The organism is Rhodococcus sp. WS1 (genome assembly GCF_003797745.1).
GTDB classification, from domain to species: Bacteria; Actinomycetota; Actinomycetes; order Mycobacteriales; family Mycobacteriaceae; genus Rhodococcus_F; species Rhodococcus_F erythropolis.
On the sequence record NZ_RKLZ01000001.1, the window covers coordinates 1,927,019 to 1,947,385 of the forward strand.

The following is a 20,367-nucleotide window of genomic DNA, read 5'->3' on the forward strand; positions in this document are numbered from 1 at the left end:
GTCCCCGACAATGCACTTGCACAGTGGTGGAATCATGTAACTCGTGAGCACACCAGAACCCGTCCGCCATCGTCAGCCGCAGCGCGAGCTGGAGCAGTCGTCGAAGCTCCAGAACGTCCTGTACGAAATCCGTGGGCCGGTGCACGCGCATGCCGCCCGGTTGGAGGCGGAAGGACACCGGATCCTCAAGCTCAACATCGGCAACCCGGCACCGTTCGGATTCGATGCTCCCGATGTGATCATGCGCGACATGATCGCCGCCCTGCCCTATGCGCAGGGCTATTCGGAGTCGAAGGGCATTCTGTCGGCGCGGCGCGCAATCGTGACGCGTTACGAGCTGGTTCCCGGCTTCCCCGAGCTCGACGTCGACAACATCTACCTCGGTAACGGTGTTTCCGAGCTGATCACGATGACCATGCAGGCCCTCCTCAACAACGGCGACGAGGTTCTGATCCCAGCGCCCGACTACCCGCTGTGGACTGCGATGACGAGCTTGTCCGGAGGCACGCCCGTCCACTATCTCTGCGACGAGGCCAACGACTGGAATCCCGATATCGCCGATATCGAATCCAAGATCACCGACAAGACCAAGGCTCTCCTCGTCATCAACCCGAACAACCCCACGGGTGCGGTGTACTCCATGGAGGTTCTGCAGCAGTTGGTCGATCTGGCACGCAAGCATCAGCTTCTGCTGCTCGCCGACGAGATCTACGACAAGATCCTCTACGACGACGCAAAGCACATCTCGCTGGCAACGCTTGCCCCTGATCTGCTGTGCCTGACGTTCAACGGCCTCTCGAAGGCCTACCGCGTCGCCGGCTACCGCTCCGGCTGGGTGGCGATCACGGGCCCGAAGGATCACGCCGCCGGCTTCCTCGAGGGACTCGACCTCTTGGCGTCGACCCGCCTGTGCCCCAACGTCCCCGGACAGCACGCCATTCAGGTCGCCCTCGGCGGACACCAGAGCATCGAAGACCTGATCCTGCCCGGCGGCCGCCTGCTCGAGCAGCGCGACGTCGCGTGGGAGCGATTGAACATGATTCCGGGTGTTTCGTGTGTGAAACCCCGCGGCGCGCTCTACGCGTTCCCTCGTCTGGATCCGAACGTCTACGAGATCCACGACGACGAGAAGTTGGTTCAGGACCTGCTTCTCCAGGAGAAGATCCTGATGGTTCAAGGCACCGGGTTCAACTGGCCGAACCACGATCACCTTCGGATCGTCACCCTTCCGTGGGCCCGGGATCTCGCCGTGGCCATCGAGCGATTCGGCAACTTCCTCACCAGTTACAAGCAGTGATTTCGGCCCGTCGAATCGGGCAAAATCAGGTAAACAATTCGTTGTACAAATACCCCGTAAACGTAAAAGTGCGAGGTATTTGTGAGACCTTCGTCATAACATTCGCATACCAGGCGGTTTGATTGACACTTTAACTATTTAGTGACCTGCCCTGATGCGAAAACGGTCCAACCGGTACGTGATTCGTCGTGAAATTGGTAGTTGGACAACGCGCCAAACCCGATTGAAATTGGGTACATTGGTTATCAGCACTTCGGTGCCGCGAGCACCTGGTATCCCTCCCCCCCCTGTGGATACCAGGTTGGTGGCGGGGACAACCCCCCCTGTTCCCCGCCACCCAGCTCGACCAATCCCAGTTTCGCCTCTTTCCCGGAAATCACCTGTGCCGACGCTGTCGTCGATCGACACTATCCGCAGAAGCTGACCATTCGCATCTGAGCCGATAACATTGCACCGGTGCAAATCCCCAGTCCGACACTCAGTTTCCGATGAGTCACGGCCACGGCCACGGTGGCCCCATCCAGATCGGCCCCACCGCATCACGCGTCGTCATCGGCTTGCTCGTCGTCATCGGCATGGTTGTCGTCGCGGCAGCTATCGCGCTGTGGCCGGACAAGAACACCATTCCCGTCCCGCTCCCCTTTCAGAATGCCGACGGCAGTTCGGTGGAGACCGAGGCGGGCACCGTCACGATGCAGGATCTCGGCGACTGCGGAAGTTCCTCCGCTGGAAGGGTATTCGTCGGTGCACCGCAACCGCCACCCACCTCCGCCTATCAGTGCCAGCGCAGTATCGTCGATATCGAGTCCGGGCCGAATGCCGGAACGAAGACACTCCTCGAGATCATCCCGGGTGCCGGACAACCGGATCTACGGGTCGGTGACCACATTCGCCTGGTGCGTCAGACCGACCCGAACGGAAACACGCAGTACTCCTTCGAAGACTATTCGCGTGGACTCCCACTGGCGCTGATCGTCATCGCGTTTGCCGTCGTCATCATCGCCGTTGCGCGGTGGCGCGGACTGCGCGCACTCGTCGGTCTGGTGATCGCCTTCGGCGTCGTCGTCGGGTTTCTCCTGCCCGCATTGCTCGACGGTAAGCCTGCGATACCGGTTGCACTGGTCGCCGGCGCGGTGATCTTGTACGCGGTTCTCTATCTGGCGCACGGTGTCTCACTCAAGACCAGTTCGGCTTTGCTCGGCACCCTTGCCGCGATGGTGCTCGCTGCCGTTCTCTCCTACCTCTGTATCGAACTGACGCACCTCACCGGACTGTCCGAAGAGCAGAACACCAATGTGCAGACCTACATCGAGCACATCGACATCACGGGCCTGCTGCTGGCGGGCTTCATCATCGGATCGCTCGGTGTTCTCAACGACGTCACCATCACCCAGGCATCTTCGGCATTCGAGTTGGCCGAACTCGACAAGCACGCACCCCGCCGAAAGGTGTTCAGCGGGGCGATGCGGGTCGGACGCGATCACATCGCCAGCACGGTCTACACCTTGGTTCTCGCGTACGCCGGCGGGGCGTTGCCACTGCTTCTGCTTTTCAGCGTCAGCGGGCGCCCTCTTCAGGACGTCCTGGTCGGTGACGCTGTAGCGATCGAAATCGTACGGTCCGCGGTCGGCGGGATTGCTCTGGCTCTATCTGTTCCGCTCACTACTGCTATCGCTGTGATTCTGGCTCGGCCACCCGGTAGTGCGGTCAAGGCCGGCCCCACGTCAGGTGGCCGACACTCCAAACGCTGAAAACGAGCCTCAGAGTCCGGGAATCGGTGGGAGAACCGGTAACAGAATCGGCGGAAGCCCCGGGATGTAGATCGCGGGCGGTGGCGGCGCGGGAGCGGGCGCTGGCGGCACGTAAGTGTCCTGCACGACTGGCGGAGCCTCGACGACCGGAGGGGCTTCCTCCGTCGTCGTCGGGGGCGGGGTCGTTGTGGTCGTAGGCGGCGGGGTAGTCGTGGTCGTCGACGGCGGCGTAGTCACCTCGGTTGCCACGGGTCCGGCATCCTCGGAATCGAAGACCTTTCCTCCGTAGCCCAATCCCAACCCCACGATCACGATCGCCGCGATCACACCGGCGCCGAGGCCAGCGAACCGTAGCGGGTTTCTCGGCTCTTTGGATGTCGATTCGACGGGTTGTGTCCCGGCGAGCCAGGACGGGTGTGCGGTTCCTGCCCCGGGTGCCTCGCCTTCGTACATCGCCGAGTACGCCTGGGCGTCAACCATCACAGCCTCGGTGTCGGCGTCATGTTCTGTGCCGAATCCGTCCGTGGTCTGGTCGCTGTCGGCGACCGCGAGATCTGCGGCCGGATCGAATCGTTGCTCGTGTCGGTTCGGTCGCGGCTGAGGCAGTTCCGCCGCGTAAGGGCTCGGCACCTGTTCCTGCGGAACGGACTTCGTGCCGGAAGCGGCTTCGGACAAGGCATTCGGCCGCTCCGATTCCGCGAGCGTTGCCACCCCTCCGTGGCTGAACGCCTGAACCGGAACGGGTACCTCCGCCGGGGTGTGGATCGGATACGGCGCAAAGATCGGCGCTACAGCCGGAACCTGAACCGGGGCAGATACCGCGCGCGCCGATGGCGTCATCGACGACTCCGCGATCAGCGCAGCGCCTTGCGCAGTCACGAGTTCCGGCTGCTCGGGCGCGATGAGGGGGCACTCCAGCCACGCGGCGAGGGTCGCCCGCACGATCGGAATGCGTGCACCGCCACCGATCAGGAGAATCGCGTCGGGGTTACGGCCGGACGTTGCGATGACCTCTCGTATCTCGCGTGCGAAGGCCTCCACCGACGTGACGACCAACGAATCGAAAACTTCCCGCGACAGCAGGAGAAGCCCGCCGGGCCCGGGCAGGCACACCGCACTTCGTGAGGACAGCTGTTCCTTCGCGAGTCGGCATCGCGCCTGCAGTTCGGCATCGCCACCCGGGTCGGCCGGCGTAGCTATACGGCGACGCACGGTCTGATCCGAGTAAACGAGCTCGTCGAAGTGATCTCCGCTGACCCGCGTCGACCGGGCGGTGACGACGGTAGACCGCATCTGCCTGTCCACAATGCTGATCGTCGATCCAGAACTACCGATGTCGACGACGACGAGTGTGCTCTGGTCGGTCAGCGCACCGGACTCCTCGAGCATTCGAAGCGTCGCGACTACTTCGGGAACCAGCTCGAAGTTGTCGATGCCTTTCTGTTCGAACGCTGTTTGGAGTGCTCCGGCCTGCGCTTGATCCCGGTAGGCGACGACCGTATTGCTGCCGAGATCGGCATTCTCGGTCAAGGCCACGCCGGTTGCCTCCGCTGCGACTTCCTCCGGAATCTCACGACCGCGATCGACGGCTCTGGATCGGAACACCGGACCACTGTGGTCGGGCGTCCCCGGGCGCGCCAAACGCACAGCGCTGGCTCCCACCGTCACACCCAAAACCAAGTTCATGATCCACCTTCGTCGACCGGCGACGGGTTCCGTCAGCAGACCCCGTCATTCCCCGGCCGGAAGTCTACCCACTGGGCATGGTCTGCGAGGTTCGCGCATCTCACCTAAGGCCTTCTCGCAGCTATTTTTTCGCAACCTGGACGGTCGACCTACCGCCCCAATCCGCGGTAGTTCCAACCGGCGCCGCGCCACAGGTCCGGATCGAGGCAATTTCTGGCGTCAACGATCACCCGTCGCCGAACGAGTGGTTCCAAATCGCCGGGCACGAGTGAGGCGAACTCGTCCCATTCCGTGGCGATCAAGACCACATCAGCATTTCTGCAAGCTTCTGACGTGGAGGTTGCATAGTGAAGGGTGGGAAACAGTCGGCGAGAATTGTCCATGGCCTTCGGATCGAAAACGGTGACCGCTGCCCCGTGCAACTGCATCATTCCTGCAACGTTGAGCGCAGGCGAATCACGCACATCGTCGGATTCGGGCTTGAACGCGGCCCCCAGAACCGAGACGTTAGCTCCCAGCAAACTGCCATCGCAGGCTGCCGTCACCAGTTCCACAGCTTTTGTGCGTCGTCGCATGTTGATGCTGTCTACCTCGCGGAGGAAGTACAGAGCCTGGTCGACACCCAATTCCCCGGCGCGTGCCATGAACGCCCGAATGTCCTTCGGCAGGCACCCACCGCCGAACCCCAAGCCCGCATTGAGGAACCGTCTACCGATCCGAGCGTCGTACCCGAGAGCGTCGGCCAACATCGTGACGTCGGCGCCGGTCGCCTCGCACACCTCCGCAATCGCATTGATGAAGGACACCTTGGTCGCGAGAAACGCGTTCGCAGATCCCTTGACCAACTCGGACGTCGCCAGATCGGTCACGAGGAACGGCACCCCCGCGCCCAGTATCTCGGCATAAACCTCGCGAAGAACGCCTTCGGCGTTTCCCGGCCGGTCACGATCGATCCCCAGAACCAACCGGTCAGGGCTCAAGGTATCCGCGATCGCGTGTCCTTCACGCAGGAACTCCGGATTCCAGGCCACCTCTACCGAGCCACCCGCCGGCGCAGTCGCTCGGAGTCGCTCGCCGAGAGCCGCTGCCGTGCCTACCGGCACCGTCGACTTCCCGACTATCAGCGAAGGCTTTCGCAACAACGGCGCCAACATGTCGATCACCGAATGAACATGACTGAGATCTGCGGCGTACTCCCCCTTCTTCTGGGGCGTCCCCACACCGACAAAATGGATGTCGGCAAAATCCGCGGCATCGGCGTAGGAAGTCGTGAACTGCAGCCGACCCGACGCCAGATTCTTCTCGAGCATGTCGGTCAGACCCGGCTCGAAGAACGGGACCTCCCCACGAGACAACTTGTCGACCTTGGACTGGTCGATGTCGACTCCCAGCACGTCGTGACCAAGTTCGGCCATACACACTGCGTGGGTCGCCCCCAGGTATCCCGTTCCGAACACGGTCATCTTCATGTGTTGTTGGTATGCGTCCGAACTTTCCGAAACGCGTACGCCAGGTGGGCGCGAAACCAACATCGGGCGTACGACGAGTGCGTCGCGCGTGCAACCTATGCTTCTGGCATGCACGTTCTCTTCGTTTGTACGGGAAACATCTGCCGATCACCCACTGGCGAACGCCTTGCACGTGCTTATGCCGCCGAAGCCGGAGTTTCCGGATTCACCGCGTCGAGTGCCGGAACCCGGGCGATGGTCGGACACCCGATCGAGCCGACTGCTGCGAGGGTTCTCGCGGGGCTCGGCGGCGACCCCACGGAGTTTCAAGCCCGACGCATGACAACAGCGCTGGCCTCGGACGCCGACCTCATTCTCACGATGACCGAAAGTCAGCGAGACAAAGTCCTGGCGATGGCTCCGGCGCGGCTCAAGCGCACGTTCACACTTCGAGAAGCCGCACGGTTGAGCTCGCTCGCAGATGCACGAACTGTCGAGGACCTCGCCGCCGCCAGGCCCCGATTTCGTGCCGCCGAACCCGAGAATGTCATGGATCCGATGGGTAAGGAAGAGAACGTGTTTCACGAGATCGGACTTGAGATCGCCGATCTCCTCGGCCCGCTGCTCAGCCGACTTCGCTTCGGTGAGCGCTGAGCGCGGGCACCGCGGTCAACTGCGGTAGCGACTTGTCCGACTCGTAGTAGTAGCTGTACTCGTACGCATTGCGTCCGCGAGACGGCGTCATCGTGATGACAGTGCCCAGGACGTGTGCACCCACACTCTGTAGGTTTCCGACCGCGCGCGCCAGTTGATCGCGCTTCGTGGAGCCGTGTCGGGCGATCACCAGGGCACCGTCCGACATCGCGGCCAGGACCGCGGCATCCGTGACGGGTAGCAACGGCGAGGCGTCGATGATGACGTAGTCGTATCGCGCCCGCAGTTCATCGAGAACATGTTTGGCCGTGTCCGTGCCGAGTAGTTCGCTCGGGTTCGGCGGGATCGGTCCGGAGGCGAGCACTGTCAGCCCGTCGAATTCGGTCGGCTGAAGCACATCGTCCAGCGTCGCTTGACCGGAGAGCACCGAACTGACGCCGACGCTTCCGATCAACCCCAGATACTTCGACACTCGCGGCTTCCGGAGGTCGCCTTCCATCAGGCACACTGACTTACCGGCCTCCGCCAAGACAAGAGCGATGTTCACGGCGGTCGTCGTCTTACCCTCGGAGGGAAGCGAACTCGTGACGACAATGACACGCGGTGGATGATCCACCTCGAGGAACTGAAGGTTGGTGCGCAATTCACGGAAGGCTTCGGCACTCACGGAATTTCCGTCACTGAAAGTGATCGCATGGTTGACTTCGACGACTTTGTCGAACGGGATCGTGCCCACCATCGCCGCACCCGCAATCTCTTCCACCGTTCGACGATCCTTCACCGTGTTGTCGAGTCGATCGCGAATCAACGCAAGCGCGATTCCCGACACCAGTCCCGCCACTGCTCCGAGAGCGAGATTGCGCGAAGTCTTGGGCGAAACGGGAACAGACGGCTCTTGGGCCTGTTGCTCGACGACCACACGTGCAGGCGGCGTTCCGCCGTTCTCGGGTGTCTCCAGTTCCTTTGCCAGTGCGACGAATTCGGACGACAGAGTATTTGCGATCTCTCGCGCGAGCTCCGGTGAAGGATCCTTGACTCCGAGGTCGATCAACACAGTGTCGGGCGCCGACGTCGCAGTGACCTTGGAGGCCAACTCTTCAGCCGACATCCCGCCGACCACCCTCGGTCCCAGTTCGTCGATCGTCCGCTGCGCAAGTGTCCGGCCGGTCAGGAGTTTTGTATAGGACAGAACTCGCTGCTGTGAAAGTTGACTGCCCTGCAGTGCCTCGTTGACCGAGGTACCCGCCGACGTCGAAACGAACAGCCTCGTCGAGGCCTGGTAAACGGGCGTCGAAAGAAGAGAAGCGCAAAGGGCTCCCAGGATTCCGAGCACGGTTACAGCAGCGACTATTCGCCATCTGGCTTGCAATATCTTCAGGTAGTCGACAATTTCCATCTTGATGTCTCCTTCGGCTCACGCATGTCCACTGCGGGTCTGAGCGGTCTTTGCCGGTCAGACCGCGAGGGCGAACCGGGCTTTCTCAATTTCGATATCGATCAGCTGCGACGGACGAAACGTCCTGTGCTCACGGGCGTCCCAGTCCGCGGTAGTTCCAACCTGCGCCTCGCCACTCGTCGGGGGAAAGGCAATTGCGCCCGTCGACGATCACTTTCTTGCGAACGACTGCATCGAGATCGGACGGCTGCAACTTCAAAAATTCGGGCCACTCGGTCAACACCAGGACGACATCGGCGCCTTCGCACGCCTCCAACGCATTTGCCGAATAGGTCAACGTCGGGAACAGCGCACGCGAATTGTCCATGGCCTTCGGGTCGTACACGTTCACTGCTGCGCCTTGAAGCTGAATCTGACCCGCGACGTTGAGCGCCGGCGAATCACGAACGTCGTCCGAGTCCGGTTTGAACGCGGCACCCAGAACTGCGACTCTCGCACCGAGAAGCGATCCGCATGCCTCCCGCGCCAGTTCGACCATGCGTGTCCGTCTGCGCATGTTGATGTTGTCGACTTCGCGCAGGAACGTCAGTGCTTGGTCGGCACCGAGTTCACCGGCGCGAGCCATGAAGGCACGGATGTCCTTGGGTAGGCAACCGCCGCCGAAACCAATTCCCGCGTTGAGGAATCGACGTCCGATCCGAACGTCGTACCCGATCGCGTCGGCGAGCACTGTGACGTCGGCGCCAGCAGCCTCGCACACTTCGGAAATGGCGTTGATGAACGAGATCTTCGTGGCCAGGAATGCATTCGCTGACGCTTTGACCAACTCGGCCGTAGCGAGGTCCGTGACGAGAAAGGGAATTCCCTCATCGAGGAGGTCTGCATAAACCTCGCGCGCAGCAGATTCCGCGCGACCGTGTCGACCGCGGTCGACCCCGAGCACCAGACGATCTGGATGCAATGTGTCCTGGACGGCAAACCCCTCGCGCAGAAACTCGGGATTCCACGCGACTTCGACGCCGTCACCAACCGGTGCCAGTTCCCGCGCGCGCTTACCGAGCCGTTCCGCGGTTCCCACCGGCACCGTGGACTTCCCGAAGATGACCGCGGGTTTGGTGAGCAGCGGTGCCAAAGTTTCGATCACGGCATCCACGTAGACCATGTCAGCGGCGAACTCACCCTTCTTCTGCGGCGTACCGACCCCGAGGAAGAACACGTCCGCAAATTCAGCGGCTTCCTCGTAAGACGACGTGAACTTCAGCCTTCCTCGATCGATGTTTCGTCGTAGGACCTCGCCCAAACCTGGCTCGTAGAAAGGAACTTCCCCTGCTGCCAGTTTCTCCAGCTTGGCCGCGTCGACATCCACTCCGAGGACCTCGTGACCGAGTTCGGCCATACACGCCGCGTGTGTCGCGCCCAGGTATCCCGTGCCGAAAACTGCTATGCGAGTGCTCATGTTGCTCGATCTGCTTTCTCGACAGTGTGTGAAGTGTTGATGGGATGGGTAATTCAGGTGCCCACGGCACCGATGTTGTCTCGGTACCACGAGACCGTCGACGCGATTCCTTCGCGCAATCCGATTGTCGGCCGCCATCCGAGTTCACGAATCATGCTCACGTCCAGAAGTTTCTGCATTGTTCCGTCAGGCTTCGAGGTGTCCCACCGCGTCTCGCCGGTGTATCCGACCTCGTCGGCGACCATCGAAGCGATCTCACGAATTGTGTGGTCCTCGCCGGTTCCCACGTTGACGTGCGATGCACCGTCGTAGTTGTCGAGCAGATGCAGACACGCCGACGCCAGATCGTCGACATGCAGAAATTCACGTCGAGGATTGCCACTCCCCCAGTTGACAACCAACGGCACTGCGGATGACTGCGCCTCGTCGTAGCGCCGAACGAGGGCGGGAAGTACATGCGATCCACGCGGCGAGAAATTGTCTCCCGGGCCGTACAGGTTGGTGGGCATCGCCGAGATCCACGATCGACCATGCTGCCGCCTGGCAGCTTGAACATGGAGTATTCCCGCAATCTTTGCTATTGCATAGGCGTCGTTGGTCGGCTCGAGATGCCCGGTGAGCAGGTATTCCTCCTTGATCGGCTGCGGCGCCAATTTCGGGTAGATGCACGATGATCCGAGGAACAGGAGACGCTCGACGCCGTATGCAAGGGCAGCGTCGAGCACGTTCACCTGGATACGAAGATTCTCCGACAGGAAGTCGACGAGGAACGTGCTGTTCGCCGCAATCCCACCAACTTTTGCTGCTGCAAGGATCACGTTGGTCGGCTTTTCGCGGGCGAAAAAATCGAAAACAGCTTCCCGCTCACGCAGATCGAGTTCGGCGGAGGTCTGTCCGAGCAACCGTGAGAAGCCGGCAGATTCCAGTTTTCGCCACACCGAAGAGCCGACCAAACCTCGGTGTCCAGCCACGTAGAACGGTGCGCCTCGATCGAGTGGTCGCGCTGCGAATGAATCACTCATCGCGTCGCCAACCAGTCGGGAAGTGCCGGAGTGTCGATCCACGGGCGCCCTTCATGTTCGAGCGCTTCGATGTCTGCCTCGACCATGATCCGAGCCAGTTCGGGTGTGTGCACGCCGGCCTTCCAACCGAGTTTGCGCTCGGCATGGCTCGGATCCCCGATCAGTGCGTCCACCTCGGTCGGCCGAAGATACCGTTCGTCGAATCGAACGTGGTTCTCCCAGTTCAGACCTGCGTGTTCGAAAGCGACTGTGAGGAAGTCACGCACCGAGTAGTTGCCACCGGTGGCCAGCACAAAATCCTCAGGCTCGTCGACCTGCAGCATGCGCCACATTCCCTCGACATACTCCGGCGCGTACCCCCAATCGCGTATCGCATCGAGATTACCCATGTACAGATGATCCTCGATCCCGGCCTTGATACGTGCGACTGCCCGCGTGATCTTGCGCGTCACGAACGTCTCGCCGCGCCTGGGGGACTCGTGATTGAACAGAATTCCGTTCACCGCGAAGATTCCGTACGCCTCACGGTAGTTCTTGGTGATCCAGTACGAGTACACCTTCGCCGCACCGTAGGGCGAGCGTGGATAGAACGGTGTCTCCTCGTTCTGCGGTGGTGGTGTGGCACCGAACATCTCAGAGCTCGACGCCTGGTAGAACCGGCAGTCGAGTCCGGCCATCCGAACCGCCTCCAGTAGTCGGATCGACCCCACACCTGTCGTGTTCCCCGTGTGTTCGGGTTCGTCGAAGCTGACTCTGACGTGAGACTGCGCAGCGAGGTTGTATACCTCGTCCGGTTTGATCTGCGCGAGCAGCGTCACCAGGCGCGCTCCGTCACTGAGGTCACCGTAGTGAAGGAAAAGCCGTGCATCCGCATGGTGGGGGTCCACATAAATGTGGTTGATCCTCGAAGTATTGAACGTCGACGATCGACGGATCAGTCCGTGAACCTCGTAGCCTTTGGAGAGCAGCAACTCGGCGAGGTAAGAGCCGTCCTGTCCCGTGATTCCGGTAATCAGTGCGCGTTTCATCCTGCGTTCCTTCCGTTGCGGGACAGCCCGCCTGATAGTTGCGAAACCACGGTTGTGGTCCGTATTCCTCCGAATCGCCCGGGAGTCTTGATCTCGCTCATGTGCGTCCCCCCGAACGGCCGAGGAACTTTCGAATGTCACGCGATGCCAACCGAACGAATGTCGAGTTACCGAACAGGTAGCGCCGCCACAGACGTTTGGGTTCCGATGCAAGTCGATACAGCCACTCGAAACCCGAGTTCTGGACGAAAGATGGTGCCTCCGAGACAGTTCCGGCCAAGAAGTCGAAGGCCGCGCCGACACCGACGGCCACGTAGTCGGTTCGATCCGCTATCGCCTTCGTGACAAAATCCTGCTTCGGAGCTCCCAAGCCGACCCACACGATGTCCGGGGCCGACGGACCGACCTTCGTGATGATGTCATCGACGAACTCCTTGCTGAACGCGGCAAACGGCGGGGCATAAGTGCCAGCCACCTCGATGCCCGGGTATAACTCCTCGACTCGATCCGTCAAGAGGCTCAACGTCTCTTCTGTCGTGCCGACAAAGTGGTGACGGAGGCCGTAGCGGCGCCCCTTGTCCAGGGTGGCCTCGAAGAACGACGGACCCCGGACTGGTCGAACACCGACGTGATCGGAAGCGGTGCCGCCGATCAGGCGCATCACCCAGTTGACCGGGGTTCCGTCTGCGAAGTTCACACCGGGACCCTTCAAAACCGCGGAGTAGTCGCGATCGCTGTGCGCCGCCGACACGCAGTAGGAATTCGACAACCTCACGGAGACTCCGGTTCCCGCTCCCTCTCGTCTGTCGTTGACTACCCAATCGGTAGCTCCCTCGAGATTGGTCGCGGCAAACGGAATGCCACCCACCTCGATGACCTCGAACGGACTGCTCATCTGTCTCACCACTTCTTCGAGTTCGTTTGTTGACGTTCATTGCACTGGCCGTAACTGCGCGACAAGACCGATGTCAACCGAGATCGAGTCCAATCACGCTGTGGTTCAAAGAAAGAAAGTTCTGTCTCGACAACCGATCGAGCGATACGAGAGGCGAGAGTCGAGGCCGGAGCAACCGGGATCGCCACGGCGTTACTACCGGCCAGTGTCGGCACACCGCCGAGATCCAAACAGACCACCGGGAGGCCCACCGCAGCCGCTTCGGCCGCCACCCAGCCGCCCGAATCGTGCATGCTCGGGAAGAGCAGAACGGAGGAGGCCCCCATCTCGCCCACCACTTCCGATCTGTCGAGCCACCCGCGAAGCGTGACCTGACCGCGCCGATACGGAAGCGACTTCTCGATCCGCCCGCGGGCGGGTCCCTCCCCGACAAAGGTCATGGACCACTCGGCGCCCAAATGCTCGAGCGCGTCCAGAATCAGGTCGATTCCTTTGTACTGCAACAGTCTTCCTACGAACAAGAGCCTTCGTTTCGGCCTGGGTACCGCTTGCTTCTCGATTCCGTCGTAGTCCAGAACACAATTGGGTTGGATGACGACGTTGCGTGCCCGCGGTGCGCCACGCCCGCTGTCGGAGTTCATCGCGATGAAAGTGTCGACTCGTCCGGCCATGAAGACATGTGTCAGTGACCGAACGGCTTTCGTCGAGCAGGTTCGAACTGCCGTGGTTGCCAGATACCGCATACCGATGCGCTTGGCGAGCGGCATCGGCGGGTAGGTGTTGCCCCCGGCAGGCCCCCATACGAGTCGTGCGCCGCCGGCTCCACCGAACAGCACCGGTGGTGGCAGCCAGTCGGAGGCGAAAGTTGCATGGTGCAGGACGTCGAAGTTTGCCGCTTCACGCCGAACGAACAGTGAAGTGTGCCAGAGCCATCGGAGGTATCGACCGTACGATCCGGCTTCTTCCGCGGTCAAAGTCGCTATTCGCACGACACGAACTTCGCAACCGAGCTTTTCACACTCCGATTCCAAAGCAGGAGCCTCACCGGAGCGAGTCACCACCGTGATCGACTCACACAGTTCGGAAGCCGCCGAGAGAAGCGCCCAACCCGCACCGGATTCACTCCCCTGATTCGGATCGCAGGCGTATGCCGTCATCAACAACCGTGTCATCGCGCTACCACCAGCCTCTGTGCGCGCGGCTTCCGAGAATCGCGGCGGCTGAATCGCTCTGAGAACCAACCGATGTTGCGTGCACCGTGGTCGAGAACCACGCGTTTGATCCGTGGACTGATCAGGGCAACGGGGATCAACGTCGCCGACGCGAGTACGAGCAGAGCGCGTTTGGCACTCTGAGCCGTCAACAGTGGCAGGTCGAGCTGTCCTTGACAGACCGCGAGGATTCGTCCGTTGTTGACATACCGGGCGAAGAGCCAGGAGTCCCGACGCCGATCCTCGTCGACGGGTTCGTACGCAAGCGCCTCGTCGCACCACAACAACCGGACACCGCCGGCGCTCATCCTGAGCGTGAACTCGGTGTCCTCGCCGCCAGGTAGATCCCAGTCGTCACTGAAGTTCAAGCCGTTCAAAGTCTTCAGGTCCAACAACAGATTTCCGGCGCCTGCAGACGCAACCGGGGTGCCGGTCGAATGGCGAACGCGAGTGTGCAATGGAAGTTCTGAGGCAGGCAGACCCACCGGAATCACAGGACCGGCCACAGCACCTGCGTCGAAATCTGCGGCGCAGGTGAGGAGATTCGACAGCCAGTCGACATCGACGTACTCGTCGTCGTCGACGAAGACGATGTAACGACGATCTCGTGCACGGGCGAGATCGACCAGCGCACGTCGCGCCGGAGATACCCCGCCAAATCCGAGATGCAGTCGTTCGATCCCGTCGGCAACATACGTCGGTGTGGTGGATTCCGGATCATTGTCGCCTACTACGACCTGGGCGGAGACACCGGAAGCCTGGATCGATGCCCGGGCGCTGTCGATGCATACAGCCAGTTCCGATTCGCGACGGAAGGTCAGAATCGCCACTATGACGCCGCTGGGATTCTTCATGAGAGGTCAACTTTCGGTCGGGCGCCACGGTTCATCGAGACCAGGAGTGCGACGCTCGCGCTGACGCACGCCGACGCGGCCAATGCTCCTGCGACGTGTACGGCGCTGTCGGTCAGTCCTGCCCCGAGAACGATCAGAAACTGCAGAGGCAACAGCAAGGCGCGAAATCTGTTGAGGTTTCCCGTCTTGTCCATGACGCGGATCGACGTGCCGACTCCCAGCAGAATCCCGTTGAACGCCACCGCCAACCCGCAGAGCAGAATGACCGGTATCAAGTTCGGAAAGTGCGGTCCGACCAGATGATCCATCAATCGCACTCCCGAGAGTCGAATCTCGAGTGTGAGACAGATCAGCGAAACGCAGATGATCGAAATCCAGAAGATCTGCAAGCCCACTCGGCGGCCGAGTGCCATGCACTCGCTCGCGCTCATCGCTTCGACACCACTGCCGAACTTACGCATCAGAATTGGCGAGATGCCCGCGAACATCAAGGACAGTGGACCGAGCAGTGTCTGGGCAGTTCTGATCTCACCGATCATCGAGATCGACGCCACCACCGTGAGTATCAAGAACATCGCCTGCTGCGCAGCTGATCCCATCAATATCTCGATCGCAAACGGCACGGATCTATATCGGTGAGTGCGCGAGTACCTGACCGACGGCACCGGCGGTACCAGACGCATGGATGCGTGACCGAGCGCGAGCGCGACGAAGACACCGACCGTATAGGTCACGAGTGCAAGTGTCAGATTCTCGACCAGGAAAGCTGCAATTAGGACGAACGAGAGTGTCACGATCTGTATCGACGCAGAGATCCAACTCGCTCCGTCGTGCATCAGCATCGTGCGTATCACGTCCAACACCACGAAACCAGCTGCAGCCAAGGCGTATACCGTGAGATTCATCGAGTCCGAGCCGGCGATCAGGAACAGTGCCCACACCGATGTCACCGATACCGCCGCCAGCACGATCGTGGGTGCCAACGCCGGTCCACGCTCGTCGGACACCGCCCCTCGCGACAGCCAGACGTCGACGCCGATCGCTCTCCCCAGTGCCAGTGCCAACAGACCCGCCGATTGAATCACGGCAACCTGGCCGACTTCGATCGGACCACCGAGTCGTGCCACCGAGGTGAGAACGACAAAAGTGAGGACGCTCGAAAGCCCTTGATCGGCCATGAATGTCACATACCGAGTGCGATCGTTCACGATCTCACCTCGTTGATGAGCTCACGCATCGACGTCGCCGCCTTGCGCGATGTGAAGCGATTCGAGTAGTGACGATAAGCGGATCTGCGTATCGCCGATCGGTCGTCCGCTCCGAAGATTCGGTCGAGGGCCTCGCGTATCGACGACTCTTCCAAGGTATGGAGAGGCGTTCCGCCCGGTCCGACGATGTCCGCGAGTGCACCGCTGGTTGCGTAGATGACCGGGGTGCCAACCGACATCGACTCGATCGCAACGCGTCCGAACGGTTCTGCCCACTGAGACGGCACCACGGACGCCGCACTGTCGCGGAGTATCTCGATCACATCTTCGTGTGAAGTGAATCCGGCCAGCGTGACGTTGTCGAGAGCTGCGCTTATGCTGGAGATCTCGCCGTACTGCGGTCCGTCACCGAGAACTGTGAGCGAGGGACTTCCAGCGCCCTGCGGCCAGTTGCGCACCAAGTCCAGGACGCCCTTCTCCGGTGTCAGTCGGCTGACGCACACGACCGAATCAGTGCTCCGGAACTCGGGTTCATTTTCTTCGAATCCGAAGTTCGGACGAACCACGACGCGGCCAGAATCGATCAGTCGTCCCTCGACCAGACGTGCTGTCATCGCGCTCGTTGCGACAAACCTGTGCTGCTTCCACCCCAAGACGCTGATCTTGACCGCCGCAGCGCTCAGGTAGCAGACAAGGCTCTGCAGTCGGCTGTTTCCGTAGCATCCGTTGCGGACACAACTCGTGAAGTAGTTGGTGGAACCGCATTCGGTGCACGTGCCATCTGCGCGCAACTTTGCTGACGGTGTGGCGAGGCGATAGTTCCGAACCGCCTGCAACGTAGGAATTGCGGCGGCTCGTGCGGCCACGAGCAACGAAGCCGAGAACGCCGGCCAGAGATTGTTCACGTAGACGATGTCCGGTCGCTCCGAACGAATGATGCGCAATGCATCGACGAGTACTCGAGGACTGAACACTGCGGTGACTGCCGCCCACGGTCCCCGGGAGATCTTGGAATTCTCGGAAGTGCACTGAACCGTCTCGTATCCGATCGATTCGAGGAGCTTGGATTCGTTCGCGAAGCTCTGCTCCTCACCACCCGGATTCCGATAGATCGCATGGAACATCAAGGCTTTCGGCGGCGTGGATCCACCGGCGGACGTCGGGTTCACTTCAGGCTTCGAACGCGCTACATCGAACGACTTGTACATCTCACTGACCTCCTCTTCGCTCCGGAGCGAACCCGTACGCACGACCCCTACGGATCGACAATTCGGCGTTGCCTGCACTGTGAGAGCGGTGCGTCGAGGGTCCGTACGGCGCCAGGAAGACCCATGCGATCAGCCACATGGCGCCGAAGAAGAGCGTCGACTCCGTCAAGTCCATCGAGAAGACGAGAACCATGATCGCGACGACGGCGATGTACTCCGTTCTGCTGCGAGCTCGCCCGAGCGCCGTGTTCAGAAGCAGGTAATAGCCGGCCAACAGCAGCAGGAATCCGATCCAACCGATCTGGAGACGAATGTCGAGCATTCCGTTGTGCGCGCTGGTCGCCGGAAAGGACAGCTTGGACCGGATCATCTGTCCGACAACGCTGTCAGGTGCCCAGACCGAGCCGAAGCCCCAACCGAGCAGGGGCCGCTGTTCGGCGTAGTACTCGGATACCGTCCAGAGATGTAGCCGGCCGGTCAACGTGACATCTCGCGAGAGTAGCGCTGCGACATCGGGTCCGAGCACCTTCATCGCGCCGGATACCCCGATGTACAGCCCGATGATCACCGTCGAGGCAAGGCGAGCGTTAGGTGTCCGTCGAAGGCACTTCAGAGCAAGCACTGTCGCCAGCGCAATCCCTGCAGCGACGAGACTGGTCTGGCTCCGGGCTTCGAACAACACGATGCCGGCGACAGCCAGTGCCGCCACCCACGGAATACGCTTGACGTCGGGAAGCATGAGCATGACAGCAACAAGGACAACTTCGATCGCAGCCATTCGGCCCAAAGTATTCTTGTGCGTGAAGATTCCGCGGTAGGCAACAGCGCGGGTATCCACATCGATGCCGGTCGAAGGATCGAGGACCACGACCATCAGCGACAGCACCAGTAGTACCAGCAAGGTGACGGCCACAGTCCGCACTCGCACCGGGAAGGTCAACTCGCGGGCGACCATGATTCCCGTGATCGCCAGGCACACGATGACGATGCCGGCGACGGCGGAGTTCCGGGGCAACGTCGACCAGTACCAGCTGGTTGCCGGAACGCCGGCCGCGATCAGAAGCGTGAAGACAGGCCAGGACGCGTTGCGTGAGTATCGCCGGTCGAGGAAGTAGACCAACGCGAGTGTCGCCGAGAGAACGGCCGAACCGTGTACGAGCAACGATCCGAGCGCTGTCTTCTGCGTGTAGGCCTGAAAGGCTCCGCTCGCGCCGATGACCGCGATCACCAATGCCGTTCGCAAGATCAGCGGATTGTTCGGTGCCTCATTTTCGCAAGGCGCCGGTGCCGCATTCTTGTCAGTAGGCGCCATCACTTCCCACCACCGCCTTGAGCGTCTTCGCGACGATCATGACGTCACCCATCATCGACCAGTTGTCGACGTAGGAAAGATCAAGGCGGACAGTGTCTTCCCACGAAAGATCAGAACGTCCGCTGACTTGCCACAGGCCGGTGACACCGGGCTTGACCAGTAGCCGGCGACTGACCGCACCGTCGTACATCTCCACCTCGCGCCGAAGCGGTGGCCGAGGTCCGACGACGCTCATCTCGCGCCGAAGAACATTGACGAACTGGGGCAACTCGTCGATCGAGTACCGACGCATGAAGCGACCGACCGTCGTCACACGCGGATCATCTCGCATCTTGAAAAGCACTCCGGCGCCTTCGTTCTCCTTCATCAGTGCCGTGACTTGAGAATCCGCATTCTGGACCATCGAGCGGAACTTGAGCATGGGGAACGGCTGCCCGTCCAACCCCATCCGCTCGGACTTGTACAGAACCGGCCCCTTGCTCGTGAGCTTGACTGCGATCGCAGCCGCCAGAAGCACCGGACTGATCACGGCGAGTACCACGGTCGAGAAGACGATGTCGAAGGTCGTCTTCGTGAACTTCTGCGCGCCGTGATAGCGCGGACGCTCGACATGGATCAGCGGAAATCCAGCGACCGGGCGCATCGACAGCCTCGGTCCGGACACATCCAGAATCCCTGGTGCAACAACAAGGTCCACATGATCGCGCTCGAGATCCCAGGCCAACGTGCGCAGCCTTTCCGGTCCGAATCGCTCCGACGCCGTCACTGCCACCGTGTCGGCACCGACCTGTTCGATTGCGTTCGTGACACTGTGCTCATCTCCGAGCACCGGGATGTCCCGACCGTTCACTGTGACAACTTCGCCCACGTCTCCTCCGTAGCCAGGTACGCAGACTCCGACGACTCGGTATCCATGGGCATCGTCGCGCTCGAGGTTGCGTGCAAGATCGACAACCGCCCCTCGCACACCGACCACAAGTACGGCAGTTCGAAATTCACCTCGGGCTCGCTCACGAGCAATCACCCGTCGCCAGATCCAACGACTCGCGATCAAGGCGGTCAATCCCATCGGAAACGCCACGGCCAGGTACAGGCGCGCGATCTCCAGGTGAAGGAGAAGGCTGGCAATCGCAATCAGTCCGAACAGGCGGAGCGTTCCGACAGCGATCAATCGGTACTCTTCAGGGCCGCTTCCGATCACGCGAGGAGATCTGGTGCGAAATACTCTCAATACGGCGAACCAGCCGATAATCAAGGCGAAGGACAGTGCGGTGTAGCTGAAATGGCCGAATGCTTCACCGTCGACGACATCCGCGTCGCTACCGAATCGCCACCATTGAGCCAGAAACACAACTGCCGCAACAATGATCGTGTCGGTGATCGCCAGACGACGAAGATACGCAGATTGCCATTTCCTGCGTGCGGAAACTCCACCAGCCCTCTCCGGCGCTACTCGTCGGTGTTGTTGTGGCCGTTCTTTCGTGGGCGCGGCCATCTCGAGAACCGTCATGTGTTCAGAAACCTTTCCCCATGCACAAAATTCGGCCTGAAGGTGTTCGCCGGCCGAGGTCCATCGGACCGCCTTGCCGAATCCCGAAACTTCGACAGCGAAGCAACTGCTCCGCATTGCTGCGTTCAGTGCGAATGGTCGCATTACGTGCGCCTTGCAGTTAACCCGGCGACTGTTGTCAGGCCTCGGCCCAACTGTCGATTATTGCGGCATTGCCGCAGCTCACACCCCATGATTGAAGCAGAGTCCATTAACGACCCAAACACAGGACGATCGGCGATTTCTCCTCGCCCGCTGACGTCGCCAGCCTCGATATTGTCAGGACTCACGTCTTGGCAATTTTTCGGCTAGCTGGTCAGTACCAGTGAGGAGTTTGCCACATTCCGGACAGTGTGGCAATAGCGTTTTCCGAACTTCTTCCGGTCGCCAGC

At 61.0% G+C, this 20,367-nt stretch carries 16 protein-coding genes; 3 read left to right on the plus strand and 13 right to left on the minus strand.

The features are described from left to right. Nucleotides 1–43 precede the first annotated feature (43 nt). Together EEB12_RS08865 and EEB12_RS08870 are read left to right on the plus strand one after the other, a co-directional pair. Nucleotides 44–1,297 carry a pyridoxal phosphate-dependent aminotransferase gene (locus tag EEB12_RS08865; protein ID WP_019747413.1) on the plus strand — a complete coding sequence of 418 codons (1,254 nt, stop codon included), beginning with the start codon at nucleotides 44–46 and terminating at the stop codon, nucleotides 1,295–1,297. Nucleotides 1,298–1,785: 488 nt separating this feature from the next. After that, the gene (locus EEB12_RS08870; protein WP_019747414.1) at nucleotides 1,786–3,048 is read left to right on the plus strand and encodes a YibE/F family protein; all 1,263 of its coding nucleotides are present in this window, start codon (nucleotides 1,786–1,788) and stop codon (nucleotides 3,046–3,048) included. Nucleotides 3,049–3,057: 9 nt separating this feature from the next. Here the strand turns inward: EEB12_RS08870 and EEB12_RS08875 are convergent, their stop codons facing one another. Together EEB12_RS08875 and EEB12_RS08880 are read right to left on the minus strand one after the other, a co-directional pair. Continuing rightward, the gene (locus tag EEB12_RS08875; protein ID WP_256064925.1) at nucleotides 3,058–4,734 is read right to left on the minus strand and encodes an Hsp70 family protein; all 1,677 of its coding nucleotides are present in this window, start codon (nucleotides 4,732–4,734) and stop codon (nucleotides 3,058–3,060) included. 149 nt (nucleotides 4,735–4,883) lie between these two features. Continuing rightward, nucleotides 4,884–6,203 carry a UDP-glucose dehydrogenase family protein gene (locus tag EEB12_RS08880; RefSeq protein WP_019747416.1) on the minus strand — a complete coding sequence of 440 codons (1,320 nt, stop codon included), beginning with the start codon at nucleotides 6,201–6,203 and terminating at the stop codon, nucleotides 4,884–4,886. Nucleotides 6,204–6,311: 108 nt separating this feature from the next. Here EEB12_RS08880 and EEB12_RS08885 point away from each other — a divergent pair, with 108 nt between their 5' ends. Further along, the gene (locus EEB12_RS08885; protein ID WP_029254712.1) at nucleotides 6,312–6,836 is read left to right on the plus strand and encodes a protein-tyrosine-phosphatase; all 525 of its coding nucleotides are present in this window, start codon (nucleotides 6,312–6,314) and stop codon (nucleotides 6,834–6,836) included. Here EEB12_RS08885 and EEB12_RS08890 read toward each other — a convergent pair. The 11 genes from EEB12_RS08890 to EEB12_RS08940 all read right to left on the minus strand — a co-directional run bounded on the left by EEB12_RS08890 (nucleotide 6,808) and on the right by EEB12_RS08940 (nucleotide 19,936). After that, complete coding sequence (locus EEB12_RS08890) at nucleotides 6,808–8,232, minus strand: polysaccharide biosynthesis tyrosine autokinase (protein WP_021333832.1); 1,425 nt, start codon at nucleotides 8,230–8,232, stop codon at nucleotides 6,808–6,810. The two genes, EEB12_RS08885 and EEB12_RS08890, sit on opposite strands and share 29 nt — an antisense overlap. Nucleotides 8,233–8,362: 130 nt before the next feature. Further along, nucleotides 8,363–9,688, minus strand: coding sequence for a UDP-glucose dehydrogenase family protein (locus tag EEB12_RS08895; RefSeq protein WP_020968758.1), 1,326 nt, complete (start codon nucleotides 9,686–9,688; stop codon nucleotides 8,363–8,365). Between the two features lie 53 nt (nucleotides 9,689–9,741). Next, nucleotides 9,742–10,710: a GDP-L-fucose synthase family protein gene (locus EEB12_RS08900; RefSeq protein WP_181447615.1), complete on the minus strand. Its 969-nt coding sequence runs from the start codon at nucleotides 10,708–10,710 to the stop codon at nucleotides 9,742–9,744. Next, nucleotides 10,707–11,738, minus strand: coding sequence for a GDP-mannose 4,6-dehydratase (gene gmd, locus EEB12_RS08905; protein WP_019747421.1), 1,032 nt, complete (start codon nucleotides 11,736–11,738; stop codon nucleotides 10,707–10,709). The genes EEB12_RS08900 and gmd overlap by 4 nt, the downstream gene beginning before the upstream one ends. A gap of 97 nt (nucleotides 11,739–11,835) precedes the next feature. Continuing rightward, complete coding sequence (locus tag EEB12_RS08910; RefSeq protein ID WP_019747422.1) at nucleotides 11,836–12,633, minus strand: WecB/TagA/CpsF family glycosyltransferase; 798 nt, start codon at nucleotides 12,631–12,633, stop codon at nucleotides 11,836–11,838. A 5-nt stretch (nucleotides 12,634–12,638) separates the two neighbouring features. Next, entirely contained in the window at nucleotides 12,639–13,805 is a 1,167-nt protein-coding gene (locus tag EEB12_RS08915) for a glycosyltransferase family 4 protein (RefSeq protein ID WP_021343206.1), read from the minus strand. Continuing rightward, nucleotides 13,802–14,698 carry a glycosyltransferase family 2 protein gene (locus EEB12_RS08920; RefSeq protein WP_141487648.1) on the minus strand — a complete coding sequence of 299 codons (897 nt, stop codon included), beginning with the start codon at nucleotides 14,696–14,698 and terminating at the stop codon, nucleotides 13,802–13,804. Before EEB12_RS08920 ends, EEB12_RS08915 begins: the two co-directional genes overlap by 4 nt. Next, nucleotides 14,695–15,906: a membrane protein gene (locus EEB12_RS08925; RefSeq protein ID WP_047890184.1), complete on the minus strand. Its 1,212-nt coding sequence runs from the start codon at nucleotides 15,904–15,906 to the stop codon at nucleotides 14,695–14,697. The genes EEB12_RS08920 and EEB12_RS08925 overlap by 4 nt, the downstream gene beginning before the upstream one ends. Next, nucleotides 15,903–17,114: a glycosyltransferase family 4 protein gene (locus tag EEB12_RS08930; protein WP_047890203.1), complete on the minus strand. Its 1,212-nt coding sequence runs from the start codon at nucleotides 17,112–17,114 to the stop codon at nucleotides 15,903–15,905. The genes EEB12_RS08925 and EEB12_RS08930 overlap by 4 nt, the downstream gene beginning before the upstream one ends. Before the next feature lies 1 nt (nucleotide 17,115). Continuing rightward, complete coding sequence (locus tag EEB12_RS08935) at nucleotides 17,116–18,426, minus strand: O-antigen ligase family protein (RefSeq protein WP_021343202.1); 1,311 nt, start codon at nucleotides 18,424–18,426, stop codon at nucleotides 17,116–17,118. After that, entirely contained in the window at nucleotides 18,413–19,936 is a 1,524-nt protein-coding gene (locus EEB12_RS08940) for a sugar transferase (RefSeq protein ID WP_047890204.1), read from the minus strand. The genes EEB12_RS08935 and EEB12_RS08940 overlap by 14 nt, the downstream gene beginning before the upstream one ends. Nucleotides 19,937–20,367 lie beyond the last annotated feature (431 nt).

What these genes read in the sequence shown, in the direction of transcription:
- EEB12_RS08885 (WP_029254712.1), top strand. Translation starts at nt 6,312, where the DNA reads ATGCACGTTCTCTTCGTTTGTACGGGAAACATCTGCCGATCACCCACT.
- EEB12_RS08910 (WP_019747422.1), bottom strand. Translation starts at nt 12,633, where the DNA reads ATGAGCAGTCCGTTCGAGGTCATCGAGGTGGGTGGCATTCCGTTTGCC.
- EEB12_RS08940 (WP_047890204.1), bottom strand. Translation starts at nt 19,936, where the DNA reads ATGACGGTTCTCGAGATGGCCGCGCCCACGAAAGAACGGCCACAACAA.
- EEB12_RS08890 (WP_021333832.1), bottom strand. Translation starts at nt 8,232, where the DNA reads ATGGAAATTGTCGACTACCTGAAGATATTGCAAGCCAGATGGCGAATA.
- EEB12_RS08880 (WP_019747416.1), bottom strand. Translation starts at nt 6,203, where the DNA reads ATGAAGATGACCGTGTTCGGAACGGGATACCTGGGGGCGACCCACGCA.
- EEB12_RS08930 (WP_047890203.1), bottom strand. Translation starts at nt 17,114, where the DNA reads ATGTACAAGTCGTTCGATGTAGCGCGTTCGAAGCCTGAAGTGAACCCG.
- EEB12_RS08900 (WP_181447615.1), bottom strand. Translation starts at nt 10,710, where the DNA reads ATGAGTGATTCATTCGCAGCGCGACCACTCGATCGAGGCGCACCGTTC.
- EEB12_RS08870 (WP_019747414.1), top strand. Translation starts at nt 1,786, where the DNA reads ATGAGTCACGGCCACGGCCACGGTGGCCCCATCCAGATCGGCCCCACC.
- EEB12_RS08920 (WP_141487648.1), bottom strand. Translation starts at nt 14,698, where the DNA reads ATGAAGAATCCCAGCGGCGTCATAGTGGCGATTCTGACCTTCCGTCGC.
- gmd (WP_019747421.1), bottom strand. Translation starts at nt 11,738, where the DNA reads ATGAAACGCGCACTGATTACCGGAATCACGGGACAGGACGGCTCTTAC.
- EEB12_RS08875 (WP_256064925.1), bottom strand. Translation starts at nt 4,734, where the DNA reads ATGAACTTGGTTTTGGGTGTGACGGTGGGAGCCAGCGCTGTGCGTTTG.
- EEB12_RS08895 (WP_020968758.1), bottom strand. Translation starts at nt 9,688, where the DNA reads ATGAGCACTCGCATAGCAGTTTTCGGCACGGGATACCTGGGCGCGACA.
- EEB12_RS08935 (WP_021343202.1), bottom strand. Translation starts at nt 18,426, where the DNA reads ATGGCGCCTACTGACAAGAATGCGGCACCGGCGCCTTGCGAAAATGAG.
- EEB12_RS08915 (WP_021343206.1), bottom strand. Translation starts at nt 13,805, where the DNA reads ATGACACGGTTGTTGATGACGGCATACGCCTGCGATCCGAATCAGGGG.